The organism is Xanthomonas campestris pv. campestris str. ATCC 33913, from assembly GCF_000007145.1.
GTDB lineage: Bacteria > Pseudomonadota > Gammaproteobacteria > Xanthomonadales > Xanthomonadaceae > Xanthomonas > Xanthomonas campestris.
In genome coordinates, this window is record NC_003902.1 from 702,860 (window position 1) to 723,978 (window position 21,119).

The window sequence follows — 21,119 nt, forward strand, 5'->3', positions numbered from 1 at the left end:
GTTGCAGGTGCTTGCGGCCGGAGAGGGTGTGCCGTAAACCGGCGAGGCCTCCATCGCAAGGCGCGTCAAGCAAGAGATACGCGCAAATATCGAACGGACCAACCGCGAGCGGGCCGAGATCGATGCGGCCAGGCGCTTGCAGCGCAAGCGTGATCAGGCCCGTATGGCGTGCGGCAGCAGGCAGCGTGCGGCTGAGCAGAGCGCTTCCAGGGAGTCGAATGGGCAGCCCACCAGCGTCGGGACGGCGGTGGAAGATTGCGACCGATTGCGGGACGAATAAGGTGCTGCACCTGCGCTTTCGCGCAGGGCGGTAAAGCGTGATTGCACCTCACTGCGCTCACAGGTGCGTGTCGTCAACACGCATGCTGGCAGGGCTGCCCGGTGTAAGCATTTGCACCACACGTCCCCGCACAGATGCAAGACAGGCAAGCCCTTGCACCGCGCGGACACGGATCGCATCTCCGTCTCCGCGTATCGGCACAACGCGATCACGCGCGTCCGCATGCCGCCATTACACCCGGCCGAACACCAGCACGCCGTTGGTGCCGCCGAAGCCGAAGCTGTTGGACATCACCGTGTTCAACGTCGCCTCGCGTGTAGCGCGCAGGATCGGGAAGCCTTCCGCGCGCGGGTCGAGTTCGTCGATATGCGCCGAGCCGGCCATGAAGCCATCGCGCAGCATCAGCATGCTGTAGATCGCCTCGTGCACGCTTGCCGCACCCAGCGAATGACCGGACAACGCCTTGGTCGAGGACAGCGGTGGCACGTTGTCGCCGAACACCTCGCGCACCGCGCCCAGCTCGGTGGCATCGCCCAGCGGGGTGGAGGTGCCGTGCGTGTTGAGATAGTCGATCGGGCGATCCAGCCCTTGCATCGCCATGTGCATGCAGCGCACCGCGCCCTCGCCACTGGGCGCGACCATGTCCGCGCCATCGGAGCTCACGCCGTAGCCCAGCAGTTCGGCATGGATGCGGGCGCCGCGCGCGATGGCGTGGTCGTAGTCTTCCAGCACCAACATGCCACCGCCGCTGCCGATGACGAACCCATCGCGTTGCGCATCGTAGGGACGCGAGGCCACCGCCGGGCGATCGTTGAAGCCGGTGGACAACGCGCCCATCGCATCGAACATCACGCTCATGGTCCAGTGCAGTTCTTCGCCGCCGCCGGCAAACATCACATCCTGCTCACCATGCCGGATCAGATCCGCGGCCGCGCCAATGCAATGCGCCGAGGTCGCGCAGGCGGCCGACAACGAATAGCTCAGGCCGCGGATCTTGAAGGCAGTGGCAAGCGATGCGGAGACTGCCGAACACATCGTGCGCGGCACCATGTACGGGCCTACCTTGCGCACGCCGCGTGCGCGCAGCAGATCGGCCGTTTCCACCTGCCACTGGCTGGAGCCGCCGCCGGAGCCGGCAATCACGCCGGTGCGCAGGTCGCTGACCTGCTCGGGCGACAGGCCGGCATCGGCAATGGCATCGCGCATCGCCAGGTAGGCGTAGGCCGAGGCATCGCCCATGAAGCGCTTGAGCTTGCGGTCGATCAATCCGTCCAGGTCGATGTCCACCGCGCCGCCCACCTGGCTGCGCAGACCCGCTTCGGCATGGTCGGGTAATGCGGTGATGCCCGAGCGGCTTTCGCGCAGCGCGCTGGAGACCGTGTCCAGGTCATTGCCCAGGCACGAATTGATGCCCATTCCGGTGACGACAACACGGCGCATCAGAAATTCTCCGTCGAAGTGAACATGCCCACGCGCAGATCCTTGGCGGCGTAGATCTCGCGCCCATCCACCAACATGCGCGCATCGCTCTGTGCCATCACCAGCTTGCGGTTGATGACCCGGCTGATCTCGATTTCGTAGGTCACCAGCGTTGCGGTGGGCAGCACCTGGCCGGTGAATTTCACCTCGCCACAGCCCAGCGCGCGTCCGCGGCCCGGCGCACCGATCCAGGTGAGAAAGAAGCCGGTCAGTTGCCACATCGCATCCAGGCCGAGGCAGCCGGGCATCACCGGGTCGCCGATGAAGTGGCAATTGAAGAACCACAGGTCCGGGCGGATATCGAGCTCGGCGCGGATCAGGCCCTTGCCGTGGCTGCCGCCGTTGTCGTTGATCTCGGTGATGCGGTCGAACATCAGCATCGGGTCGTTCGGCAGACGGCCGCTGTTGGGGCCGAACAATTCCCCGCGCGCGCTGGCCAGCAATTGGTCACGCGAGTACGCATTTTGACGAGTCATCACGAACGGTTTCCTGCAAGAGCAAAAGGCGAGGGCGGCAAGCGTGCATGAGCCCGTACGGTTCAATCAAACGTTTTATCCGTACGCATGCGTAGTGTTTTCAAGCAATTGCGCACTGCAGCAACTGCGGGCCAACGACTGGCGCAAGGCATGAGACGCGGCTGATTTATCATGCGCAGCAAGACTGTGCTGGGGAATCTGGCTTGATGCGCAAGATCGTTCACGTGGACATGGATGCGTTCTACGCGTCCGTGGAACAACGTGATGATCCGTCGCTGCGCGGCAAGCCGGTGGTGGTGGCCTGGCGCGGCGCGCGCTCGGTGGTGTGCGCTGCCTCGTATGAAGCACGCACCTTCGGCATCCGCTCGGCGATGCCGGCCGTACGCGCCGAGCGCTTGTGCCCGGATGCGGTCTTCGTGCCGCCGGATTTCGCACGCTACAAGGCGGTGTCGCGGCAGGTGCGCGAGATCTTTCACCGGCACACCGACCTGGTCGAGCCGCTATCGCTGGACGAAGCGTATCTGGACGTCACCGAAGCCAAGACCGGCATGCAGTTGGCCACGGAAATCGCGCAGCTCATCCGGACCCAGATCCGCGAAGAAACCCAGCTCACCGCGTCGGCAGGCATCGCGCCTAACAAGTTCCTGGCCAAGATCGCCTCGGATTGGCGCAAGCCCGATGGCCAGTTCGTGATCGCGCCCAGTCGCGTGGATGCCTTCCTGCTGCCGCTGCCGGTCAACCGTATTCCCGGCGTGGGCAAGGTCATGGATGGCAAGCTGGCGGCGTTGGGCATCGTCACCGTGAGTGACTTGCGCTTGCGGCCACTGGAAGAACTGCAGGCGCATTTCGGCAGTTTCGGGCAAAGCCTGTACCGGCGTGCACGCGGCATCGACGAGCGGCCGGTGGAGCCGGACCAGGAAGTGCAATCGGTGTCTTCCGAGGACACCTTCAGTGAAGATCTGGCACTTGATGCGCTTGACCCGCACATCCAGCGGCTGGCCGAAAAGACCTGGCATGCGACGCGGCGCACCGAGCGGATTGGCCGCACGGTGGTGCTCAAGCTGAAGACCTCCAACTTTCGCATCCTCACTCGCTCGTATACGCCCGAGCAGCCGCCGGCGTCGTTGCAGGGGCTGGTCGATATCGCGTTGGGGCTGACCCGGCGCGTGGAGTTGCCGCCGGAGACACGTTACCGCCTGGTCGGCGTGGGGCTGAGCGGTTTTTCCGACCCCGAGCTGCAGGCCGCGGTGCAGGGCGAATTGTTCGGCGAGGTGCCGCAGCAGTAACGCGCTGACACGGCCTGCGGCAACGACCGATGCCGCGGACGCACCCGCACTCACCCCGCTGATTGCAGCACTGCACTGACACGTCCTGAATCAGCCGCTTCGTACACTGCGCGCTCCCCTACGCAAAGGCGACCCGATGTTTCCGTATCCGCTGGTGATCTTCGACCTGGATGGCACGCTGGTGGACAGCGCATCGGATATTGCCGAGGCCCTCAACGGCACCTTGCAGGAACTCGGCCTGCAGCAGTTTCCCGAAGCCACCGTGCGCAGCTGGATCGGCGAGGGCGTACACACACTGTTGGCCACCGCTTTGCGCGAAGCAGGCAGCGACCGCGATGTGGATGCGGAAATGCCGGTGATGATGCGCCACTACGAAGCCAGCCTGCTGCATCATCCGCACTTGTATCCAGGCGTTGCCGAGGCCTTGCCTGCGTTGCGCAGCGCAGGCGCCACGCTGGCGTTATGCACCAACAAGCCGGCGCGTTTCATCCAGCCCTTGCTCGAACACCTGGGCATTGCGGCGCAGTTTGCGACGGTGCTCGGCGGCGATTCGTTGCCGCAACGCAAGCCTAGTGCAGCGCCCTTGCTGCATCTGGCGCAGCAGTTCCAACATGCGCCCGCGCAGTGCCTGATGGTGGGCGACTCGGCCACCGATGCCGCCGCTGCGCAGGCCGCCGGCATGCCGTTGGCGATGGTGCGGTATGGCTACCTGCGTGGCTTCGATGTGGAGCACGCCGGCGCGGTTGCGGTGATCGACGACATGCGCGCGCTGCTCATGCTGCACTGAGCACGCGCGTTGGTGAGTGACGCGTGACGCGGCAAATCAGCGGTAATGGATGCGTCCTTTGCCGAGGTGCATGACGCATGCAGCGCGCTGACGCAGTGTGCAATGAATCGCATATGTGTAGATGCGCGGATCGCGAGGCTGTATGCGTGACCGAGGGGTGACGCCCACGCCCGGCGTGCGGCTGGACCAGTGCGGCCGGTTCGGCAACACCCTCAGTCCCAGCCTCATAGCGGCGCTTCGAGGACTGGGCCACGGGCAAACGTTAAGCGCTTCGCTCGTGCCGACCTTGCAGGCCGCAGCGGCGCGCTAGCGGCCCGTCACACCCGCATATGCGCTGCGTGCGGCCGCGTTACTCGTCGTGCGTGGCGGGCTGCGCGTCGTCGCCGGCCACGTCGGTGGCATCGTCTGCCAGCGCATCGCTGTCGGCGCGCGCGTAATGCACGGTTTCCACCGGGCCACCGACCGGGCGGCCACGTGCGGCCGGCAGCAGTGCGCTGGCGGCTTCGTATTCGGCCAGCAAGGCATGCCGGCGCGCTTCCGGCACTTCCTGCCAATGGCAATCGGCAAGCGCACCTTCCAGCGAATACAGCAGATTGAGGCTGGGCTTGAATCCGGCACGACGCACTTTTACAAACGCGCCCACCGCGCCCACGGCCTGCAGGTCCTGCTGGGTGCGCAGGCCCACCTGGCGTAGCCAAGCCGCGCTCTTGGGGCCGATGTTGCGCAGCCGTTCGGTGGTCACGTCAACGCGCCGACGAAGACCTGCGCGATGGCTTCCAGTCCGCGCTGGTCGTCCGCGTCGAAACGGTCCAGTTCCGGGCTGTCCAGGTCGAGCACGCCGATCAGCGTGTCGCCTTGCACCAGCGGAATCACCAGCTCCGACCGCGACGCCGAATCACAGGCGATATGCCCGGGAAACGCATCCACATCGGCAATGCGCTGAGTCTGCCGGGTACTGGCGGCGGCACCGCACACACCCTTGTCCAACGGGATGCGCACGCAGGCGGGCAGCCCCTGGAAGGGCCCGACGACCAGCTCGCGGCCGTCGTAGAAATAGAACCCTGTCCAGTTGAGCGACGGCAGTGAATTGAAGATCAGCGCGGCCAGGTTGGCAGCGTTGGCGATCCGGTCCGGCTCGCCGTGCACCAGTGCCTGGGCCTGGGCGGTGAGCTGGGCATATTGTTCCGGCTTGCTGCCGGTCAGCGAAGAGGTGGCGAACATGCGCAAAGTCTAGCAGCGGCCATCCGCAGCGTCGTTGCGACGCCACGGAGCAGGTGCGCGGGCTGCAGGGCCGGCAGGACCCCAAGGGGCGCGCCGCGCACACGACCATCCCGGGCCGCGCGCCGCATATACCGGCCAGCCAAGCGGCCCACGATGCATTGGTTCGTTTCAGAAGGCATGGCAGATGCCACGCAGGCGCGTGCAGCCAACGCCCGCACGGTATGCTGCGCGGCCTCTCCGGCAATGGCGGCGCGGCCGCAGGAACAGGTGCATGCAGTTTCCCGCCTTCTACGTCACTGGCACCGATACCGGCATCGGCAAGACCGTTGCCAGCACGGCTTTGTTACATGCGGTGCGAGCACGCGGCCACACCGCAGTGGGCATGAAGCCGGTGGCCAGTGGCTGCGTCGCAACCCCGCAGGGTTGGCACAACGAAGACGCGCTGGCGCTGCAAGCCGCCAGCCAGCCGCAGCCGGACTACGCCACCCTCAATCCATATGCGTTGCCTGCGGCGTTGGCCCCGGAACTGGCTGCCGCCGATGTCGGCGTGAGCCTGTCGCTGGTGCCGCTTCAGCTGGCCTTTGCGCAGTTGCGCGCGCAGGCCGAGGTGGTGGTGGTGGAAGGGGTCGGCGGCTGGGCGGCGCCGCTGAGTGCGCAGCTGGATCAGGCCGATCTGGTGCGCGCACTGCAGCTGCCGGTGGTGCTGGTGGTGGGCGTGCGCCTGGGCTGCATCAACCATGCGCGCCTGACCGCCGCGGCCATCGCCGCCGATGGCCTGCGCTGCATCGGCTGGATCGCCAACGAGATCGACCCGCAGATGGAGCGCATCGAGGACAACATCCGCATGCTTGGCCAGCGCCTGGCGATGCCGTGCTGGGGGCGCATTCCGTGGCGCCCCAACGCCCAGGCCGAGGCCCTGGCGCAGCACATCCGCCTGCCGCAGTGAGCGCAGCGGCTTTGCGCGCGGCCGCATCGAAAGGGCCGGCCGACGCCTGCGCCGGTCACCAGACAATAAAAAAGCCCGACAGAGGGAGGGATCTGTCGGGCCGGGTTGCATGGGGGGAGGGACCCATGCAAAGACGCTGAATTTTGGTGGCCGTTACTTGCGCCGGGTCTTGCCTGTTGCGCCGGTCTGATCGCTGCCGGTCTCGAACTGCTGCTTGGCAAACTGCCCAAGTTCGCTGGACATCTTCAGCCCCATGCCAACCACTTCCTGGTTGACCGACGCCAGACGTTCCAGGTTGTCGCGGGCCAGTTGCAGCCCTTTCGGCCAGAGCGTCTGGTAGGCGCCCAGGTCGCGCGCCTGTGCAAACTCACCGAAGAAGCTGGTGGTCGCGTTGACGTTCTGTTCCAGCGTGTCCAACGCCAACTGGTTGGCACGGGCTGCCGCTGAAGCAAACTGACTGGTGAAGCTGTTTTCGAACTGCGCCGACATCGCGAACCCCTTGGGGAAGCCTGTGACCGTTTGTTGCGTCGCAGCATACGCGGATGTTGTTGCGATGCAACATGTTTCCTGAAAATTTTCCAACCGACCTGAAAAGTGGTTTCCAATCAACCGCTTGCGTTGCGCTCAAAACGAGAAAGGCCGCCTCGGAGGGCGGCCTTCGGTCACCATTTGCGCCAATCAACCGCGATAGCGGCAGCCGGAAGTGCAGGTCTCGTGCACCACGATTTCGCTCAACTGCGGCAAGGCCGGCTTGAGCTGCTGCCAGATCCAGATGGCCAGGCGTTCGCTGGTGGGGTTTTCAAGCCCCTCGATGTCATTGAGGTAGTGGTGATCGAGCCGGTCGTAGATCGGCTGGAAGGCAGCCTTGATGTCGCCGAAGTCCATGATCCAGCCGGTCTCGGCACCCGGTTCGCCGCTGACATGCAGCTCGACCCGGAACGAATGCCCGTGCAGCCGTGCGCACTTATGGCCCGGCGGAACGTTGGGCAGCCGGTGGGCGGCCTCAAGCGTAAATACTTTGAAGATATCCATGGCGTTGATCGGCAAGCGGGTACAGAGGAAGGGTGGGCCGGACATCGCCGGCGTCGGTGTGGCTGACAGGACAAGGGCCGCATCGCGGCCCTTGTCGTTACCGTCAGTCGCGGGCGTTAGGCGCCGCGGCTGGCGGGCCGGCCACTGCCACCACGACCACCGTCGCGACGGCCGGCACCGGCGCCGGCAGTGGCCTGACGCGGCCCGCTGCTGCGCTGGCCACCCGGCTTCTTCGGGCCGGCATGCGCATGTGCCTGGCGCGGTGCGTCACCGTGCGGGCGACGGGCGTGGCTCTTGCGCGGGGCGCGATCGCCACCTGGCTGCTCGGCACGGCCCGGGGCGCTGTTGCCCCAGCGGATCGGGGTCTGCGGCTCGTAGCCCGGCACGTCGCGGATTTCCACGTCGCGGCCCAGCATGCGCACGATCTGACGCAGCAGCTTGGCTTCGTCCTGTGCCACCAACGAGATCGCCTCGCCGGTCGAACCGTTACGGCCAGTCCGGCCGATGCGGTGCACGTAGTCCTCGGCCACCATCGGCAGGTCATAGTTGATGACCTTCGGCAACTGGTCGATATCGATACCACGCGCGGCGATGTCGGTGGCCACCAGCACGGTCACGCGGCCGGCCTTGAAGTCGCTCAGTGCACGCATACGCTGGCCCTGGCTCTTGTTGCCGTGGATCGCCGCGGTCTTGATGCCGGACTTCTCCAGGAACAGCGCCAGCTTGTCGCTGCCGTGCTTGGTGCGTGCGAAGACCAGGGTCTGCTCGCGGCTGTCCTGCGCCAGCAGGTGCAGCAGCAGGTCGCGCTTGCGCGCGCCATCGACCGGGTGCACGCGGTGGGTGATGCTCTCGGCCACGGTGTTGCTCGGGGTGACCTGGATCTGCATCGGGTTGCGCATGAATTCCAGCGCCAGCTGCTTGATGTTCTCTTCGAACGTGGCCGAGAACAGCAGGGTCTGGCGGTCCTGGCGCGGCAGCTTGGTCAGGATGCGCTTGATCGACGGCAAGAAGCCCATGTCGAGCATGCGGTCGGCTTCGTCCAGGATCAGTACTTCGATGCCGGACAGGTCCACGCTGCGGCGCTCGATATGGTCGATCAGCCGGCCCGGGCAGGCGATCAGCAGGTCCACGCCACGACGCAGCGCATCGAGCTGGTTGCCCATGCCCACGCCGCCGTAGATCACCGCGCTCGGAATGCGCAGGTACTTGCTGTAGCCGCGCAGGCTGTCGTGCACCTGGGTGGCCAGCTCGCGGGTGGGGGTCAGGATCAGCGCGCGCGGCTTGCGCGGGCCGTTGACCGGCTGCGGGGTGGTGCCCAGGTGCTGCAGCAGCGGCAGGCCGAACGCGGCGGTCTTGCCGGTACCGGTCTGTGCGCCAGCCAGCAGGTCATGGCCGGCCAGCACGAGCGGGATCGCCTGCTGCTGGATGGCGGTGGGGGTTTCATAGCCCTGCTCGGCCAATGCGCGCAGCAGGAAGGGCGCCAGGCCCAAGGATTCAAAAGACATCAGGAAGCTCCAAGTAAAGCGTCGCCACCAGGCAGAGCCCGGAGCGCAGACGCATTGCAAATGCAAAAAAGTGAGGCTCGGAGCGTTCCCGTGAACCGCGCTGCGAGATGGTGGAACAACCCAATCAAAGAGCGATGGGTTTGTCGGCACCACGAAAGGCGTCGGGTGGGGCGGGCGAGCGGATCGATCGATCCTGGCCTCGCCGGCGGTCCCTAAGGGAAACGGACGGCCGCATGCAGACCCGGCAAGTGTACGCCCGATTGGCGCGCTGCACAAAACTGTGTGATCGCGGTTGGGGAACGGGTCAGTTGTTTCAGCTGCAACCACCTCGCGCGACAGGTCGTACAATCAGCGCTTCAGCCACAGCCGCAGGACGGTCATGAAGCTAGGTTCCCTGAAGGAAGGCGGCCGCGACGGCTGCTTGATCGTGGTCTCGCGTGACCTGACCAGCGCGGTGCGCGCTACCGGCATCGCGCCGACGCTGCAGCGCGCGCTGGAGGACTGGAGCAACGTGGCGCCGCGGCTGAACGCCCTGGCGGACTCCCTCGACGATGGCAGCGCCGATGGCGTGTTTGCGCTGGACATGCAGGCGCTGGCCGCGCCGCTGCCGCGCGCCTACGAGTTCGTCGATGGCAGCGCCTACCTGCCACACGTGGAGCGGGTGCGCCGCGCGCGCAATGCCGAGGTGCCGGAGAGCTTCTACACCGACCCGCTGATGTACCAGGCCACCAGCGCCGGCTTCTACGGCCCGCGCGATGCCATCAAGGTGATCAGCGAAGACCATGGCATCGATCTGGAAGCCGAATTGGTGGTCATCACCGACGATGTGCCGATGGGCGCCTCGCCTGAGCAGGCGGCTGCGCATATCCAGCTGATCGGCCTGGTCAACGATGTTTCGCTGCGCAACCTGATCCCGGCCGAGCTCGCCAAGGGCTTTGGCTTTGTGCAGTCCAAGCCGCGCTCGGCGTTGTCGCCGGTGTTCGTCACCCCCGACGAGCTGGGCGATGCCTGGCGCGACAACAAGGTGCATCTGCCGCTGGTGACGCACGTCAACGGCGCCTGGTTTGGCGCGCCCGAGGCCGGCCACGACATGCAGTTCGACTTTGCCCAGCTGATTGCCCATGCCGCCAAGACCCGGCCGCTGTCGGCCGGCACCATTGTCGGCTCCGGCACCATCGCCAACCAGGACACATCCCTGGGCGCCTCCTGCTTTGCCGAGCAGCGCGTGGTGGAGACGCTGCGCGATGGCAGCCCGAGCACCCCGTTCATGTCCTTCGGCGATGTAGTGCGCATCGAGATGATGGACGCGCAGGGCCACAGCATCTTCGGGGCGATCGAGCAGCGCGTCGAACGCCAGCCGCTGCCATGAACCAGATGCCGATGCTCACGCATGCGGCAGGGCAGGGGCAGGCATGAGCAGGCCCCTGGAGCTGTTTTCGTACTGGCGCTCCAGCGCCGCCTATCGCGTACGCATCGGGCTGCAGCTGAAGGCGCTGGCCTACGTCGCGCACCCGGTGCATCTGGTGCGCGATGGCGGCGAGCAACACGCCGCCGCTTACGCGCAACTCAACCCGCAGGAGCTGGTGCCGACGCTGCGGCACGGGCAGGTGGTGATCCCGCAGTCCCTGGCCATCCTCGAATACCTGGACGAGGCATTTGCGGACAGCGCGCCGCTGTTGCCGACCGGCCCCGCCGCGCGTGCGCGGGTGCGGGCGCTGGCACAGGTGATCGCTTGCGATGTGCACCCGCTCAACAACCTGCGCGTTACCCAATTCCTGGAGCACACCTGGGACGTCTCGCCAGCGCAGCGCCATCACTGGACTGCGCACTGGACTGCGCACTGGATGCAGCAAGGCTTGGCAGCGCTGGAAACCCACCTGGCGGGCGACGCACAGACCGGGCAGTTCTGCCACGGCGACACGCCGGGCCTGGCCGATTGCGTGCTGGTGCCGCAGCTCTACAACGCGCGGCGGTTCGCCGTGGAGTTGGCGCCGTATCCGACGCTGCAGCGGATCGAACAGGCCTGCCTGGCACTGCCGGCGTTCGATGCGGCACGGCCGGAAACGCAGCCTGACGCGGCAGTCTAGACGCGGAGAATGCCGGCCGCATCTGCCGTTCGGGCAGCCTTCCGCAATGCGGGGGGCGCAGAGCGATCGACGCGCGTGCGGCCGCTGATGCTCACGCCGGTCTACTGCAGGGTGCTGATCTGCGCCAGCGCTGCAGTGCCCTTGCCCGCCCACCCTCGCGGGACACGCTGCAAGGACGTCCTTCTAAGCGCTGACGCGGCATCCATGCCGCGTCAGGTCCCGCGACGGTGGGCGGGCAAGGACCAGTCAAGATGGTCGTTGCGCGTAACTATCCTCAAAGCAACCAGCAGACTTTCTGGTGCGGTGTCCTCGCCGATCGCGGGACCATGTGGCGGCATGGATGCCGCCACTGAGCCTCCACGGAAGGATTCACGGCGTGTCCCGCAAGCGGTGAGGGCACTGCGCCCTCGACCGACCAGGCGTTTTGCTCTGGACTTGTCACTGCATCCAGCAAGATGCGACCAACAAAACCACTGCGCTCACCGCCAGGCGGGCGCACGCTACATTTTGTTGGTCGTTCTAAATAAACCCATGGCTGATCTTCGGCGCCGAGGCCGACTCGTAGTCGGCATACGGATCGTGCTCGCCGGAGCCGCCTTCGGAAAGACGGAATTTCAGCGCCAAGCCGTCGCGCGAGTCGGCCGCGCGCAGCGCTTCCTCCTGCTCGATCTCGCCGGTCTTGACCATCCGGAACAGGCACTGGTCGAAGGTCTGCATGCCTTCTTCCAGCGACTCCTCCATCGCCTGCTTGACCTCGTGCACCTGCCCGCGACGCAGCAGGTCGCGGATCATCGGCGTGTTGAGCAGCACCTCGGTGGCCGGGCGGCGGCGCCCGTCCAGTCCCTTGACCAGGCGCTGGGACACCACTGCGCGCAGATTCAGTGCCAGGTTCATCAGCACGTTCTTGTGCGCGCTTTCCGGGAAGAAGTTGAGGATGCGCTCGATGGTCTGGTCGGCGTTGTTGGAGTGCAGCGTCGCCAGGCACAGATGGCCGGTTTCAGCGAAGGCGATCGCCGCCTCCATGGTCTCGGCGTCCAGGATCTCGCCGATCAGGATCACGTCGGGCGCCTCGCGCATCGCGTTCTTCAGCGCGCTCTGGAAGGCGTGCGTGTCCAGGCCCACCTCGCGCTGGTTCACGATCGACATCTTGTGCTTGTGCAGGTACTCGATCGGGTCCTCGATGGTGAGGATGTGCCCGGTCGTGGTGCTGTTGCGGTGGTCGATCATCGAGGCCAGCGAGGTCGACTTGCCCGAACCGGTCGAACCGACCACCAGCACCAGCCCGCGCGGGGTCATGATGACGTCCTTGAGCACCTGCGGCAGGTTGAGCTCCTCGATGCTCGGGATCCGGCTGCGGATGGCACGGATCACCATGCCCACTTCGCCGCGCTGCTTGAACACGTTCACGCGGAAGCGCCCGGCGTCGGACAGAGCGATGGCCATGTTGAGTTCCAGCTCGCGCTCGAACTGCGGCACCTGGCCTTCGTCCATCAATGAGTAAGCGATTTTCTTGACCATCCCCGGCGGCAACCCCGTATTGCCGAGCGGGTAAAGCTTGCCTTCGATCTTGATGTACACCGGCGCGCCGGTGGTCAAAAACATGTCCGAGGCATTCTTTTCGGTCATCAGCTTCAGGAAGTAGCCGATATCCATGCGCAATGGTTCCCCAACAAACAGCAGCGTCTCGTTGCAAGTCCGCCGCAGGCTTCCGACAATGGCCGTGCTCGAGACTTCTCGCTACGGCTCCCCTAATGACGGCTAGCTTCGCATACTTGCGGCGATCCCTGTATGGCATCGCCTGTTTCATGGTTCTCTCCGCTCCCGCCGCCGCCCAGGTGGCGCCGGAGCTCACTGCCGCCGAACAGGCCGTGCAACGCGCCACCCAGGCCGATGCCGACCAATACGCCCCTGATCTGGTCAATCTGGCCCGCCAGGAACTGATGCAGGCCCAGCAGGCGCAACTGGACAAGCGCCAGCGCAAGCAGGTACCACAGATCGCCCTGCGCGCCGCTGCCGATGCCGACCTGGCCAAGGCGCGCAGCGAAGAGGCGGTGGTCAGCGCCCAGCTGGAGCAACGCCGCAAGGAAGTGGCGCAACTGCAGAACAGCCTCAACACCGGGGAGGGCGGCCGATGAAACTGCGCCCCTTCCTCTATATCGGTGTGCTGAGCCTGGCCACGCTGCCGTCGCTGGCGATGGCGGCCAAGGACGACCCGCAGGCCGATGCACTTAATCGGCGCTTGGCCTTGTTGCAGAACGATCCGCAGACCAGTGACCTGGCCCGCTACGAGCGCCTGCAGGCGCAACAGACCGTGGCGGCCCTGGCCGAAGCCAAGCGTCGCGACCGCGATGAGCTGGTGTTCCTGGCCGACCGCCGGGTCGAGATTGCCGAGCTCACCGCCCGCACCGCGCTGGCCCGGCGCGAGCTGGACCGTCTGGAAGGCACCCGCAACGACTTGCTGATCGAAGCCAGCCGTCGCGATGCCTCCCGCGCCCGGCAGGAGGCCGAGCGTCTGCGCGTGCAGGCGCAGATCCAGGCCGAGGAAGCCGAGCGCATGCGCCAGGCGGCCGAGCAGGAAACCCTGGCGCGCCAGGATGCCGAGCTGGCCCTGACCAGCGTGGCCGGCAAGCAGACCGCCAAGCTCAACGCGGCCCAGCAAAAGGCCCTGCAGCTCGCCCACGAAGAGGCCGAACTGGTGGCCGGGGCCAAGCTGCCGTCGTCCAAGGTCGATGGCCGCGGCGAAGTGTTCTCGCTCGGCAGCGACGCCTTTGCCGGCAAGACGGCCCTGGCCGGTGCCGGTTCCGGCCAGGCCAAGGCGCTGGCCGAGTACCTGCAGATCGGCAAGAAGGGCCGGGTCACCATCGTCGGCTACGACAGCGACGCGGCCACGGCCAAGAAGCGTGCCGAGGCGCTTCGCGATGCCCTGGTCGCCGGTGGCGTTGCCGCCGCGCGCTTGCAGGTCAGTGGCACCAAGGGCACCGCCAGCAAGTCGCGTGCGGCTGAGGTCGTTGTGCTGCCGTAGGCCAAGTGGTTGAAGTTAAGGTCTTTTAACCGGCGGATGACGCCCGGTTGAACCGCGGTCACTGATTGACGCGGGGAACGGCAAAAGCAGCCGTTTCGGCCTTGAACGCCCCCCGCGACCGGCGTAGGGTCGTACCTCCAGGCAGCAACTCCGCCGCCTGGAAAGTACGGAGGGCCGGGCCAGTGACGCAGAGGCACGCAGTGACGCAATACGGTGGAATGGTTGGTGGTGGTTCCGCCCATGTGTCGGCCTTTGCAACGCGTTGGTCTTCCATCCCCAAGCTGCGCCCCGTGCCTTCGCTGGCCGGGGCGTTCTTGTTTTAAGTGAAGGAGGTAACGCCATGTTCGAAGGGCAACCGCAGACCGAAATCGACGCATTGATGAAGTCCGATCCCGAGTTCAAGCAGCTCTACCAACGGCACAAGCTCTTGAACAAGAAATGCATGGATGCCGAACTCGGGGTGCTCCCGATCGACGACGTGACCTTAGGCCAGATGAAACGCGAGAAATTGCAGGCCAAAGAGAAACTCACCCGGATGTACGACCAACTCACGCACTGATCCTCTCCCACTGCTAAGAACAAGTTCACCGTCGCGGGCGGTGGCGGCCTCCTCGTCGGCTTGCCACCGTCCGCGTCGCCTTTTCTGGCAGCCGCTCGTTGCAGGGCAGGGCGGCTGATGTACATCCGCGTTCATCGGCGCGCTCAATCGCTTCCTGCCTGAATGAGCATTCCCCGGCGGTTCGTCGGATAATGACCGGTCTAGCCCGCGCGGCGCAGCGACGATATCCCGATGGCGATCCATTCCTCCGTACTCGAACTGATTGGCAATACGCCGATCGTCAAGGCCCAGCGCCTGGACACCGGTGTCTGCGAACTGTTCCTCAAGCTGGAGGCATCCAATCCGGGCGGCTCGATCAAGGACCGTATCGGCTTGTCGATGATCGAAGCGGCCGAGCAGCGCGGCGACCTGAAGCCCGGCGCCACCCTGGTGGAAGGCACGGCCGGCAACACCGGTCTTGGCCTGGCGCTGGTCGCGCAGCAGAAGGGCTACCGCCTGATCCTGGTGGTGCCGGACAAGATGAGCCGCGAGAAGATCTTCAATCTCAAGGCGATGGGCGCTGATGTGGTGCTGACCCGCTCGGACGTGGCCAAGGGGCACCCGGAGTATTACCAGGACCTGGCCGCCAAGATCGCCTCGGAGACCCCGGGCGCCTACTTCATCAACCAGTTCGGCAACCCGGACAACCCGGCCGCGCATGAGTTCGGTACCGGGCCGGAAATCCTGGCGCAGATGGATGGCCAGCTGGACGCGATCGTGTTCGGCTGCGGCAGCTCAGGCACCATGACCGGCCTGTCGCGCGCCTTCGCCACCGCTTCGCCGCAGACCGAACTGGTGCTGGCAGACCCGGTGGGCTCGATCCTCACCCAGTACATCGAAGAGGGTACGGTGAGCGAGAAGTCCGGCAGCTGGCTGGTCGAAGGCATCGGTGAGGATTTCCTGCCGGATATCTCCGATTTCTCGCGGGTCAAGAAAGCCTATTCGATCAGCGATGCGGAAAGCTTCCACACCGCGCGCGAGCTGCTGGCCAAGGAGGGCATCCTCGGCGGCTCGTCCACCGGCACGCTGCTGGCCGCAGCGCTGAAGTACTGCCGCGAGCAGACCACGCCCAAGCGCGTGCTGGTGTTCGTCTGCGATACCGGCAACAAGTACCTGTCGAAGATGTACAACGACTATTGGATGCTGGACAACGGCTTCCTGGAGCGCGAACAGCACGGCGACCTGCGTGACCTGATCCTGCGCCCGTACAACAAGCGCGACACCGTGGTGGTCGGGCCGAAAGATCTGCTGACTACCGCCTACCAGCGCATGAAGCTCTACGACGTCTCGCAGTTGCCGGTGATCGATAATGGCGAGCTGGTCGGCATCGTCGATGAGAGCGATGTGCTGCTGCATGTGTATGGCGACGAAGCACGGTTCCGCGACCCGATCTCCACTGCAATGGTCAGCAAGCTCGACCGTCTGGACGTGGCCTCGCCGATCGAAGCGCTGCTGCCGGTGTTCGATCGCGGCCAGGTCGCCATCGTCATGGACGGCAACCAGTTCCTGGGCCTGATCACCCGTATCGACCTGCTCAACTACCTGCGCCGCCGCGTGCAGTAATGCGTGCCGCCGCCGTGCGTGCTCGCATGAGACGCACGGCATGGGCCATTCAGGCCTGCTTGCTACAATCCGCCACTTTTTCCGGGAACCTCCATGTCCAACCGCACCGCAAACAGCCACGATGGCGAGCGCGCGCTGTCGCTCGCAACGCTGGCGATCCATGGTGGACAGTCGCCGGACCCCAGCACCGGGGCGGTGATGCCGCCGATCTACGCGACGTCCACCTATGCGCAGTCCAGCCCGGGCGAGCATCAGGGCTTTGAGTACTCGCGGACCCACAACCCTACGCGTTTTGCCTATGAGCGCTGTGTTGCCGTGCTGGAAGGCGGCACCCGCGGGTTTGCCTTCGCCTCCGGCATGGCCGCGACCTCCACAGTGATGGAGTTGTTGGACGCCGGCAGCCACGTGGTAGCGACCGATGACCTGTACGGCGGCTCGTTCCGTCTGTTCGAGCGTGTGCGTCGCCGCACCGCCGGCCTGGACTTCAGTTTCGTCGACCTGACCGACCCGGCCGCGTTCGAGGCCGCGATCCGCCCGACCACCAAGATGGTCTGGATCGAAACCCCGACCAACCCGATGCTCAAGCTGGTCGACATCGCCGCCATTGCGGCGATCGCGCGTAGGCACGGCCTGCTGGTGGTGGTGGACAACACCTTCGCCTCGCCGATGCTGCAGCGCCCGCTGGAATTGGGCGCCGACCTGGTGGTGCATTCGGCCACCAAGTACCTCAATGGCCACTCGGACATGGTGGGCGGCATCGCCGTGGTCGGCGACAACGCCGAACTCGCCGAACAGATGGCCTTCCTGCAGAACTCGATCGGCGGCGTACAAGGCCCGTTCGACAGCTTCCTGGCCCTGCGCGGGCTCAAGACCCTGCCGCTGCGCATGCGCGCGCACTGCGAAAACGCCCTGGCGCTGGCGCAGTGGCTGGAGACCCACCAGGCGATCGAAAAAGTGATCTACCCCGGCTTGGCCTCGCACCCGCAGCACGCACTCGCCAAGCAGCAGATGTCCGGCTTCGGCGGCATCGTCTCGATCGTCCTCAAGGGCGGCTTCGAGGCAGCCAAGCGTTTCTGCGAAAAGACCGAACTGTTCACCCTGGCCGAATCGTTGGGTGGTGTGGAAAGTTTGGTCAATCATCCCGCCGTCATGACCCATGCCTCGATCCCTGTGGCCCGCCGTGAACAGCTAGGCATCAGCGATGCGCTGGTGCGGCTGAGTGTGGGGGTTGAGGATGTGGGGGATTTGCGGGGGGATTTGGAGCGTGCGCTTGAGGCGTCTCAGTCTCCATGACAGATTCTTCGCAACGTCAGGGCATCGTCGCCTCCTGGCGGAATGGTCTGGCTGGACTGCATCTGCAGGCGTGGGTGCGTCGGCAGACATGGCTGCAGCGCTTCTACCGGATGTTTCCGACCAGCTTGCGCGGCAGGGTATCTGCCGCACTGTCCGCCCGCTCGGTCATTCAGACGCGTTTCCAGCGTACGTCGGCCTGGGAGCGTGCGGCCGGTGAGGCCCGTGCATCCCTGGATGCAGAGATGCAAAATGCTCCGCCAACTCCGACGCCTACGGCTGCGGCAGGAATCAATATTCTTGGCTACATCCGTGGAGAGTTCGGGCTGGCAGAAAGTGCCAGGATGTACGCTCGTGCGCTGATCAACGCGGGCGCCTCGGTGTCTCTGTATGACCTGGATATGGGGCTTCCCCACTCCTGGCGGGACCGCAGTATGGATGCCTTCATCGATCAGCGCATGCCGCATCGCGTCACCATCGTGTTCGTGAATCCTGACTATCTGGAGGCCGCCTTCGAACAAGTTGGTCGCGCCAGACTGGCTGGTCATTACGTGATTGCCTGCTGGTTCTGGGAGCTGGAAGTAATCCCGAGTACTTGGCTACGCGCCATTGAGCTTGTAGACGAGATCATGGTTGCGTCACAGTTCATTGAAAGCGCGTTTCGGCACGTGACGGATAAACCGATCATGCGAGTGCCTCTACCGGTATCGGACTTGCGGGACAGCGGTCTGCAGCGAGAGGACTTTGGCCTGCCGGCTGGCAAGTTCACCTTTCTTTTTAGCTTCGATTTCCATTCGGTTGCTGCCAGAAAAAATCCGCAAGCCGTGGTACACGCTTTTCAGCAAGCGTTTCCGAACAAGCGCGATGATGTGCACCTTGTGTTGAAGTCCAGTAACGGCCACATGTATCCCGAACAGATGCGCGAACTTCTCGCGCTTGTGGTGGGAGATGCGCGTATCCAGCTTCGGGATGAGGTGATCGACAAAATGCATGTTCGTGCGCTTCAGCGTTGCTGCGATGTCTATGTCTCTCTGCATCGCGCCGAGGGCTTCGGTTTGGGTCTGGCCGAATGCATGTCGTTGGGCAAGCCCGTTATCGCAACCGGATGGTCGGGCAATATGGAATTCATGACCGAAAGTAACTCCGTGCTTGTCCCGTACGATCTGGTGCCTGTTGCTGGAAGATACCCCGAATCTGAGGGCGCGCAGTGGGCCGAGCCGAAAGTTGCAAGGGCAGCCGACGCCATGCGTCGCCTCGCGGATGACCCGGAATATGCGCGAGCCATTGGCGAGGCTGCAAGAAGAGACGTCGGTTTGAAGCTGGCTCCAGACAGGGCGGCCCAGGCTATTTTGTTCAGGACTGCGAATGTCTTAGCGGCAAGTTGAGGCGCGGCTGCCATACCGTGTTCCTGATGTTGACGCCGGCCGCTTACCAAGTAGTGACTATTTCAGAGGTAGCAACGTTGGACATGATTCGGTCCGTATGGGCCTTCCGATACTTCATCCTCTCATCGATCAGGAATGATCTGCGCCTGCGCTTTTTGCGCAGCAAGCTCGGCGCCTTGTGGATGATCATTCATCCGCTCATGCAGGTGCTGATCTTTGCAACGATCCTCTCGGAGGTCCTGGCAGCAAAGTTGCCTGGTGTCAACAACAAGTTTGCTTACGCCCTCTACCTTATGGCGGGGACACTTTGCTGGAGCATGTTTGCAGAATCTATCGGCAAATGCGCATCCTTGTTTGTGGATAACGGAAATCTGATGAAAAAGCAGGCGTTTCCACGGATATGCCTTCCGCTCATCGCGGGCGGGACCGTCATGGTGAATAACTTGCTGTTATTTTTAGCGATCATTGTTGTTTTCGCGATTTTGGGGCACTCCCTGGGACCCCAGGCAGGCTGGCTGCCGCTGCTGATGCTCCTGACGCTTGCGTTCGCGATGTCGATCGGTCTGCTGCTCGGGATTTTCAATGTCTTCGTGCGCGACATCGGGCAGGTTGTACCGGTCGTTCTGCAGGCAATGTTCTGGGTGACGCCAATCGTCTACACCATCGATATCCTTCCGCAGCAGACGCGGGATTTATTTAAGCTCAACCCGCTGTTCCCGCTCGTCAGCGCCTACCAGGGGGTGCTTCTTTACGGGCGTGCACCGGATTGGATGAGTCTGCTGCCTCTGACCGCCGCCACGGCCGTCCTGGGTTTTGTATCGCTGGTCGTCTTTCGTCGCGCAAGTGCCGAAATGGTGGATGCGCTATGAGCGCTATGCTGACGGTCGAGGGATTGGGAAAGTCCTATCGTGTTTGGGGTAGCGAGTGGCTGCGTGCGGCCAGCTGGTTTGGTCTGAAGGTCAAGCCGCGGGAGGAGCATTGGGTGCTGCGCAACGTCGGCTTTTCGGTCACTGCTGGTGAGTCGATTGGAATCATGGGGCGAAATGGCGCTGGCAAGAGTACGCTGCTCAAGCTGATCACGGGGACATCGCAGCCCACTGAAGGGCGTATCGTCCGGCGCGGGCGCATTGCTGCGATCCTCGAGCTCGGGATGGGGTTCAACCCGGACCTGAGTGGACGAGAAAATGCCCGTCACTCGGCCGGGCTCATGGGCTACACGCTGGACCAGATTGAGGCCGTACTGCCGGAAATTCAGGAGTTTGCTGAGATCGGAGATTACTTCGATGAGCCGGTGCGCACTTACTCCAGCGGCATGCAGGTACGCGTGGCATTCGCGGTCGCTACCGCATTCCGGCCCGATGTGCTGATCGTCGATGAAGCATTATCGGTCGGAGATGTGTATTTTCAGGCAAAATGTTTCAAGCGTATTCTGTCCTTCAAGGAAAAGGGCATGACGCTGATTCTTGTGAGTCACTCCGTAGGGGACGTCGTCAAGCATTGCGACCGGGCTATATTAATTAAGGATGGCGGCGTCTATGCCGATGGTCCGTCCCGGGAGGTATCCAACCTCTATCTGGACGAGCTGTTTGGCAAGAAACCCGCGTCGCTTCAAGCCGAGGCCAAGGATACCCCGAAGGATCTACGCGCCGGCACGGAAGACTTGTTTCATACCCGGCCTTACTACAACGCTGGCGAGCACCGCTGGGGTCAGGGGGGCGCAAGGATTTTGGATTACGTGGTTGTCAGTGACGGCCAGGAATTCCCAGCACGCGTGGAAAGTGGCTCAAGGACGGCGTTCTACGTCAAGATCGCATTCGACCAGGATTTCGATAGCGTGGTCCCCGGCATTCTGGTGAAAACGCTTGAGGGATTATTCCTCTACGGTACCAATTCCTTTCTTTCCAGCGAGGGCCGTACCGGAATCGCGGCCAAAGCCGGCGACGTCATCGTCTGCAAGTTTACGATGCCTCTTGACCTCAATGAAGCCAATTATCTGATCTCGCTCGGCATCTCCAGCGGCGATCCGCTGGTGGAATTGACACCGCTGGATCGGCGCTACGATGCCATCGTGCTGAACGTGGCCCGAGGCATGCAGTTCTGGGGGATGATGGATCTGAAGGCCGATTTCGAAATCGTGGAGGCCTTGTCATGAAGGCGCCAGC

At 64.2% G+C, this 21,119-nt stretch carries 21 protein-coding genes; 13 read left to right on the forward strand and 8 right to left on the reverse strand.

All coding sequences use genetic code 11. The features are described from left to right. Nucleotides 1-511 precede the first annotated feature (511 nt). Nucleotides 512-1,720 carry a beta-ketoacyl-ACP synthase I gene (gene fabB / locus XCC_RS03010; RefSeq protein WP_011035826.1) on the reverse strand — a complete coding sequence of 403 codons (1,209 nt, stop codon included), beginning with the start codon at nucleotides 1,718-1,720 and terminating at the stop codon, nucleotides 512-514. Continuing rightward, on the reverse strand, nucleotides 1,720-2,235 hold the full coding sequence (gene fabA, locus XCC_RS03015) for a 3-hydroxyacyl-[acyl-carrier-protein] dehydratase FabA (protein WP_011035827.1): 516 nt from the start codon (nucleotides 2,233-2,235) through the stop codon (nucleotides 1,720-1,722). Before fabA ends, fabB begins: the two co-directional genes overlap by 1 nt. Before the next feature lie 206 nt (nucleotides 2,236-2,441). Between fabA and dinB the strand changes: the two genes are divergently transcribed. Together dinB and XCC_RS03025 are read left to right on the forward strand one after the other, a co-directional pair. Continuing rightward, a complete protein-coding gene (gene dinB, locus XCC_RS03020) occupies nucleotides 2,442-3,521 on the forward strand; it encodes a DNA polymerase IV (protein WP_011035828.1) in 1,080 nt (359 codons plus the stop codon). Between the two features lie 136 nt (nucleotides 3,522-3,657). Beyond that, nucleotides 3,658-4,308, forward strand: coding sequence for a phosphoglycolate phosphatase (locus tag XCC_RS03025; RefSeq protein WP_011035829.1), 651 nt, complete (start codon nucleotides 3,658-3,660; stop codon nucleotides 4,306-4,308). A gap of 349 nt (nucleotides 4,309-4,657) precedes the next feature. On the opposite strand, the gene XCC_RS03030 is transcribed toward XCC_RS03025, so the two are convergent. Beyond that, on the reverse strand, nucleotides 4,658-5,050 hold the full coding sequence (locus XCC_RS03030) for a TfoX/Sxy family protein (protein ID WP_011035830.1): 393 nt from the start codon (nucleotides 5,048-5,050) through the stop codon (nucleotides 4,658-4,660). Then, complete coding sequence (locus tag XCC_RS03035; protein ID WP_016945126.1) at nucleotides 5,047-5,529, reverse strand: GAF domain-containing protein; 483 nt, start codon at nucleotides 5,527-5,529, stop codon at nucleotides 5,047-5,049. The genes XCC_RS03030 and XCC_RS03035 overlap by 4 nt, the downstream gene beginning before the upstream one ends. A gap of 271 nt (nucleotides 5,530-5,800) precedes the next feature. Between XCC_RS03035 and bioD the strand changes: the two genes are divergently transcribed. Further along, entirely contained in the window at nucleotides 5,801-6,475 is a 675-nt protein-coding gene (gene bioD / locus XCC_RS03040; protein WP_011035832.1) for a dethiobiotin synthase, read from the forward strand. A 153-nt stretch (nucleotides 6,476-6,628) separates the two neighbouring features. Here the strand turns inward: bioD and XCC_RS03045 are convergent, their stop codons facing one another. From XCC_RS03045 to XCC_RS03055, 3 genes are all read right to left on the reverse strand, one after another. Continuing rightward, complete coding sequence (locus XCC_RS03045) at nucleotides 6,629-6,964, reverse strand: phasin family protein (RefSeq protein ID WP_011035833.1); 336 nt, start codon at nucleotides 6,962-6,964, stop codon at nucleotides 6,629-6,631. Between the two features lie 189 nt (nucleotides 6,965-7,153). Next, nucleotides 7,154-7,507 (reverse strand): 6-carboxytetrahydropterin synthase QueD, encoded by a 354-nt coding sequence (queD, locus tag XCC_RS03050; protein WP_008576903.1) that lies wholly within the window; start codon nucleotides 7,505-7,507, stop codon nucleotides 7,154-7,156. A gap of 116 nt (nucleotides 7,508-7,623) precedes the next feature. Beyond that, nucleotides 7,624-9,012: a DEAD/DEAH box helicase gene (locus XCC_RS03055; protein ID WP_011035834.1), complete on the reverse strand. Its 1,389-nt coding sequence runs from the start codon at nucleotides 9,010-9,012 to the stop codon at nucleotides 7,624-7,626. Between the two features lie 379 nt (nucleotides 9,013-9,391). Here XCC_RS03055 and XCC_RS03065 point away from each other — a divergent pair, with 379 nt between their 5' ends. Then, nucleotides 9,392-10,381, forward strand: a complete 990-nt coding sequence (locus XCC_RS03065; protein WP_011035835.1) for a fumarylacetoacetate hydrolase family protein — start codon at nucleotides 9,392-9,394, stop codon at nucleotides 10,379-10,381. Between the two features lie 43 nt (nucleotides 10,382-10,424). Beyond that, nucleotides 10,425-11,099 carry a maleylacetoacetate isomerase gene (gene maiA / locus XCC_RS03070; RefSeq protein WP_011035836.1) on the forward strand — a complete coding sequence of 225 codons (675 nt, stop codon included), beginning with the start codon at nucleotides 10,425-10,427 and terminating at the stop codon, nucleotides 11,097-11,099. A 519-nt stretch (nucleotides 11,100-11,618) separates the two neighbouring features. Here the strand turns inward: maiA and XCC_RS03075 are convergent. After that, entirely contained in the window at nucleotides 11,619-12,752 is a 1,134-nt protein-coding gene (locus XCC_RS03075; RefSeq protein ID WP_012439300.1) for a PilT/PilU family type 4a pilus ATPase, read from the reverse strand. A 98-nt stretch (nucleotides 12,753-12,850) separates the two neighbouring features. Here XCC_RS03075 and XCC_RS03080 point away from each other — a divergent pair, with 98 nt between their 5' ends. The 8 genes from XCC_RS03080 to XCC_RS03115 all read left to right on the forward strand — a co-directional run bounded on the left by XCC_RS03080 (nucleotide 12,851) and on the right by XCC_RS03115 (nucleotide 21,109). Next, nucleotides 12,851-13,234: a DUF4398 domain-containing protein gene (locus XCC_RS03080; RefSeq protein WP_011035838.1), complete on the forward strand. Its 384-nt coding sequence runs from the start codon at nucleotides 12,851-12,853 to the stop codon at nucleotides 13,232-13,234. After that, entirely contained in the window at nucleotides 13,231-14,121 is an 891-nt protein-coding gene (locus XCC_RS03085; protein WP_011035839.1) for a membrane protein, read from the forward strand. The genes XCC_RS03080 and XCC_RS03085 overlap by 4 nt, the downstream gene beginning before the upstream one ends. A gap of 340 nt (nucleotides 14,122-14,461) precedes the next feature. After that, on the forward strand, nucleotides 14,462-14,680 hold the full coding sequence (locus tag XCC_RS03090; protein ID WP_019237985.1) for a YdcH family protein: 219 nt from the start codon (nucleotides 14,462-14,464) through the stop codon (nucleotides 14,678-14,680). A 231-nt stretch (nucleotides 14,681-14,911) separates the two neighbouring features. Then, the gene (locus tag XCC_RS03095) at nucleotides 14,912-16,282 is read left to right on the forward strand and encodes a pyridoxal-phosphate dependent enzyme (RefSeq protein ID WP_011035841.1); all 1,371 of its coding nucleotides are present in this window, start codon (nucleotides 14,912-14,914) and stop codon (nucleotides 16,280-16,282) included. Between the two features lie 93 nt (nucleotides 16,283-16,375). Continuing rightward, the gene (locus tag XCC_RS03100; protein WP_011035842.1) at nucleotides 16,376-17,575 is read left to right on the forward strand and encodes a cystathionine gamma-synthase; all 1,200 of its coding nucleotides are present in this window, start codon (nucleotides 16,376-16,378) and stop codon (nucleotides 17,573-17,575) included. Then, nucleotides 17,572-18,957, forward strand: a complete 1,386-nt coding sequence (locus tag XCC_RS03105) for a glycosyltransferase family 4 protein (RefSeq protein ID WP_011035843.1) — start codon at nucleotides 17,572-17,574, stop codon at nucleotides 18,955-18,957. Before XCC_RS03100 ends, XCC_RS03105 begins: the two co-directional genes overlap by 4 nt. Nucleotides 18,958-19,040: 83 nt before the next feature. Then, on the forward strand, nucleotides 19,041-19,826 hold the full coding sequence (locus XCC_RS03110; protein WP_040942391.1) for an ABC transporter permease: 786 nt from the start codon (nucleotides 19,041-19,043) through the stop codon (nucleotides 19,824-19,826). Continuing rightward, a complete protein-coding gene (locus tag XCC_RS03115; RefSeq protein ID WP_011035845.1) occupies nucleotides 19,823-21,109 on the forward strand; it encodes an ABC transporter ATP-binding protein in 1,287 nt (428 codons plus the stop codon). The genes XCC_RS03110 and XCC_RS03115 overlap by 4 nt, the downstream gene beginning before the upstream one ends. Nucleotides 21,110-21,119 lie beyond the last annotated feature (10 nt).

What these genes read in the sequence shown, in the direction of transcription:
- XCC_RS03115 (WP_011035845.1), top strand. Translation starts at nt 19,823, where the DNA reads ATGAGCGCTATGCTGACGGTCGAGGGATTGGGAAAGTCCTATCGTGTT.
- XCC_RS03090 (WP_019237985.1), top strand. Translation starts at nt 14,462, where the DNA reads ATGTTCGAAGGGCAACCGCAGACCGAAATCGACGCATTGATGAAGTCC.
- XCC_RS03095 (WP_011035841.1), top strand. Translation starts at nt 14,912, where the DNA reads ATGGCGATCCATTCCTCCGTACTCGAACTGATTGGCAATACGCCGATC.
- queD (WP_008576903.1), bottom strand. Translation starts at nt 7,507, where the DNA reads ATGGATATCTTCAAAGTATTTACGCTTGAGGCCGCCCACCGGCTGCCC.
- XCC_RS03100 (WP_011035842.1), top strand. Translation starts at nt 16,376, where the DNA reads ATGTCCAACCGCACCGCAAACAGCCACGATGGCGAGCGCGCGCTGTCG.
- XCC_RS03080 (WP_011035838.1), top strand. Translation starts at nt 12,851, where the DNA reads ATGACGGCTAGCTTCGCATACTTGCGGCGATCCCTGTATGGCATCGCC.
- XCC_RS03105 (WP_011035843.1), top strand. Translation starts at nt 17,572, where the DNA reads ATGACAGATTCTTCGCAACGTCAGGGCATCGTCGCCTCCTGGCGGAAT.
- fabA (WP_011035827.1), bottom strand. Translation starts at nt 2,235, where the DNA reads ATGACTCGTCAAAATGCGTACTCGCGTGACCAATTGCTGGCCAGCGCG.
- XCC_RS03085 (WP_011035839.1), top strand. Translation starts at nt 13,231, where the DNA reads ATGAAACTGCGCCCCTTCCTCTATATCGGTGTGCTGAGCCTGGCCACG.
- XCC_RS03025 (WP_011035829.1), top strand. Translation starts at nt 3,658, where the DNA reads ATGTTTCCGTATCCGCTGGTGATCTTCGACCTGGATGGCACGCTGGTG.
- XCC_RS03110 (WP_040942391.1), top strand. Translation starts at nt 19,041, where the DNA reads ATGATTCGGTCCGTATGGGCCTTCCGATACTTCATCCTCTCATCGATC.
- bioD (WP_011035832.1), top strand. Translation starts at nt 5,801, where the DNA reads ATGCAGTTTCCCGCCTTCTACGTCACTGGCACCGATACCGGCATCGGC.
- fabB (WP_011035826.1), bottom strand. Translation starts at nt 1,720, where the DNA reads ATGCGCCGTGTTGTCGTCACCGGAATGGGCATCAATTCGTGCCTGGGC.
- XCC_RS03075 (WP_012439300.1), bottom strand. Translation starts at nt 12,752, where the DNA reads ATGGATATCGGCTACTTCCTGAAGCTGATGACCGAAAAGAATGCCTCG.
- dinB (WP_011035828.1), top strand. Translation starts at nt 2,442, where the DNA reads ATGCGCAAGATCGTTCACGTGGACATGGATGCGTTCTACGCGTCCGTG.
- XCC_RS03055 (WP_011035834.1), bottom strand. Translation starts at nt 9,012, where the DNA reads ATGTCTTTTGAATCCTTGGGCCTGGCGCCCTTCCTGCTGCGCGCATTG.
- maiA (WP_011035836.1), top strand. Translation starts at nt 10,425, where the DNA reads ATGAGCAGGCCCCTGGAGCTGTTTTCGTACTGGCGCTCCAGCGCCGCC.
- XCC_RS03045 (WP_011035833.1), bottom strand. Translation starts at nt 6,964, where the DNA reads ATGTCGGCGCAGTTCGAAAACAGCTTCACCAGTCAGTTTGCTTCAGCG.
- XCC_RS03035 (WP_016945126.1), bottom strand. Translation starts at nt 5,529, where the DNA reads ATGTTCGCCACCTCTTCGCTGACCGGCAGCAAGCCGGAACAATATGCC.
- XCC_RS03065 (WP_011035835.1), top strand. Translation starts at nt 9,392, where the DNA reads ATGAAGCTAGGTTCCCTGAAGGAAGGCGGCCGCGACGGCTGCTTGATC.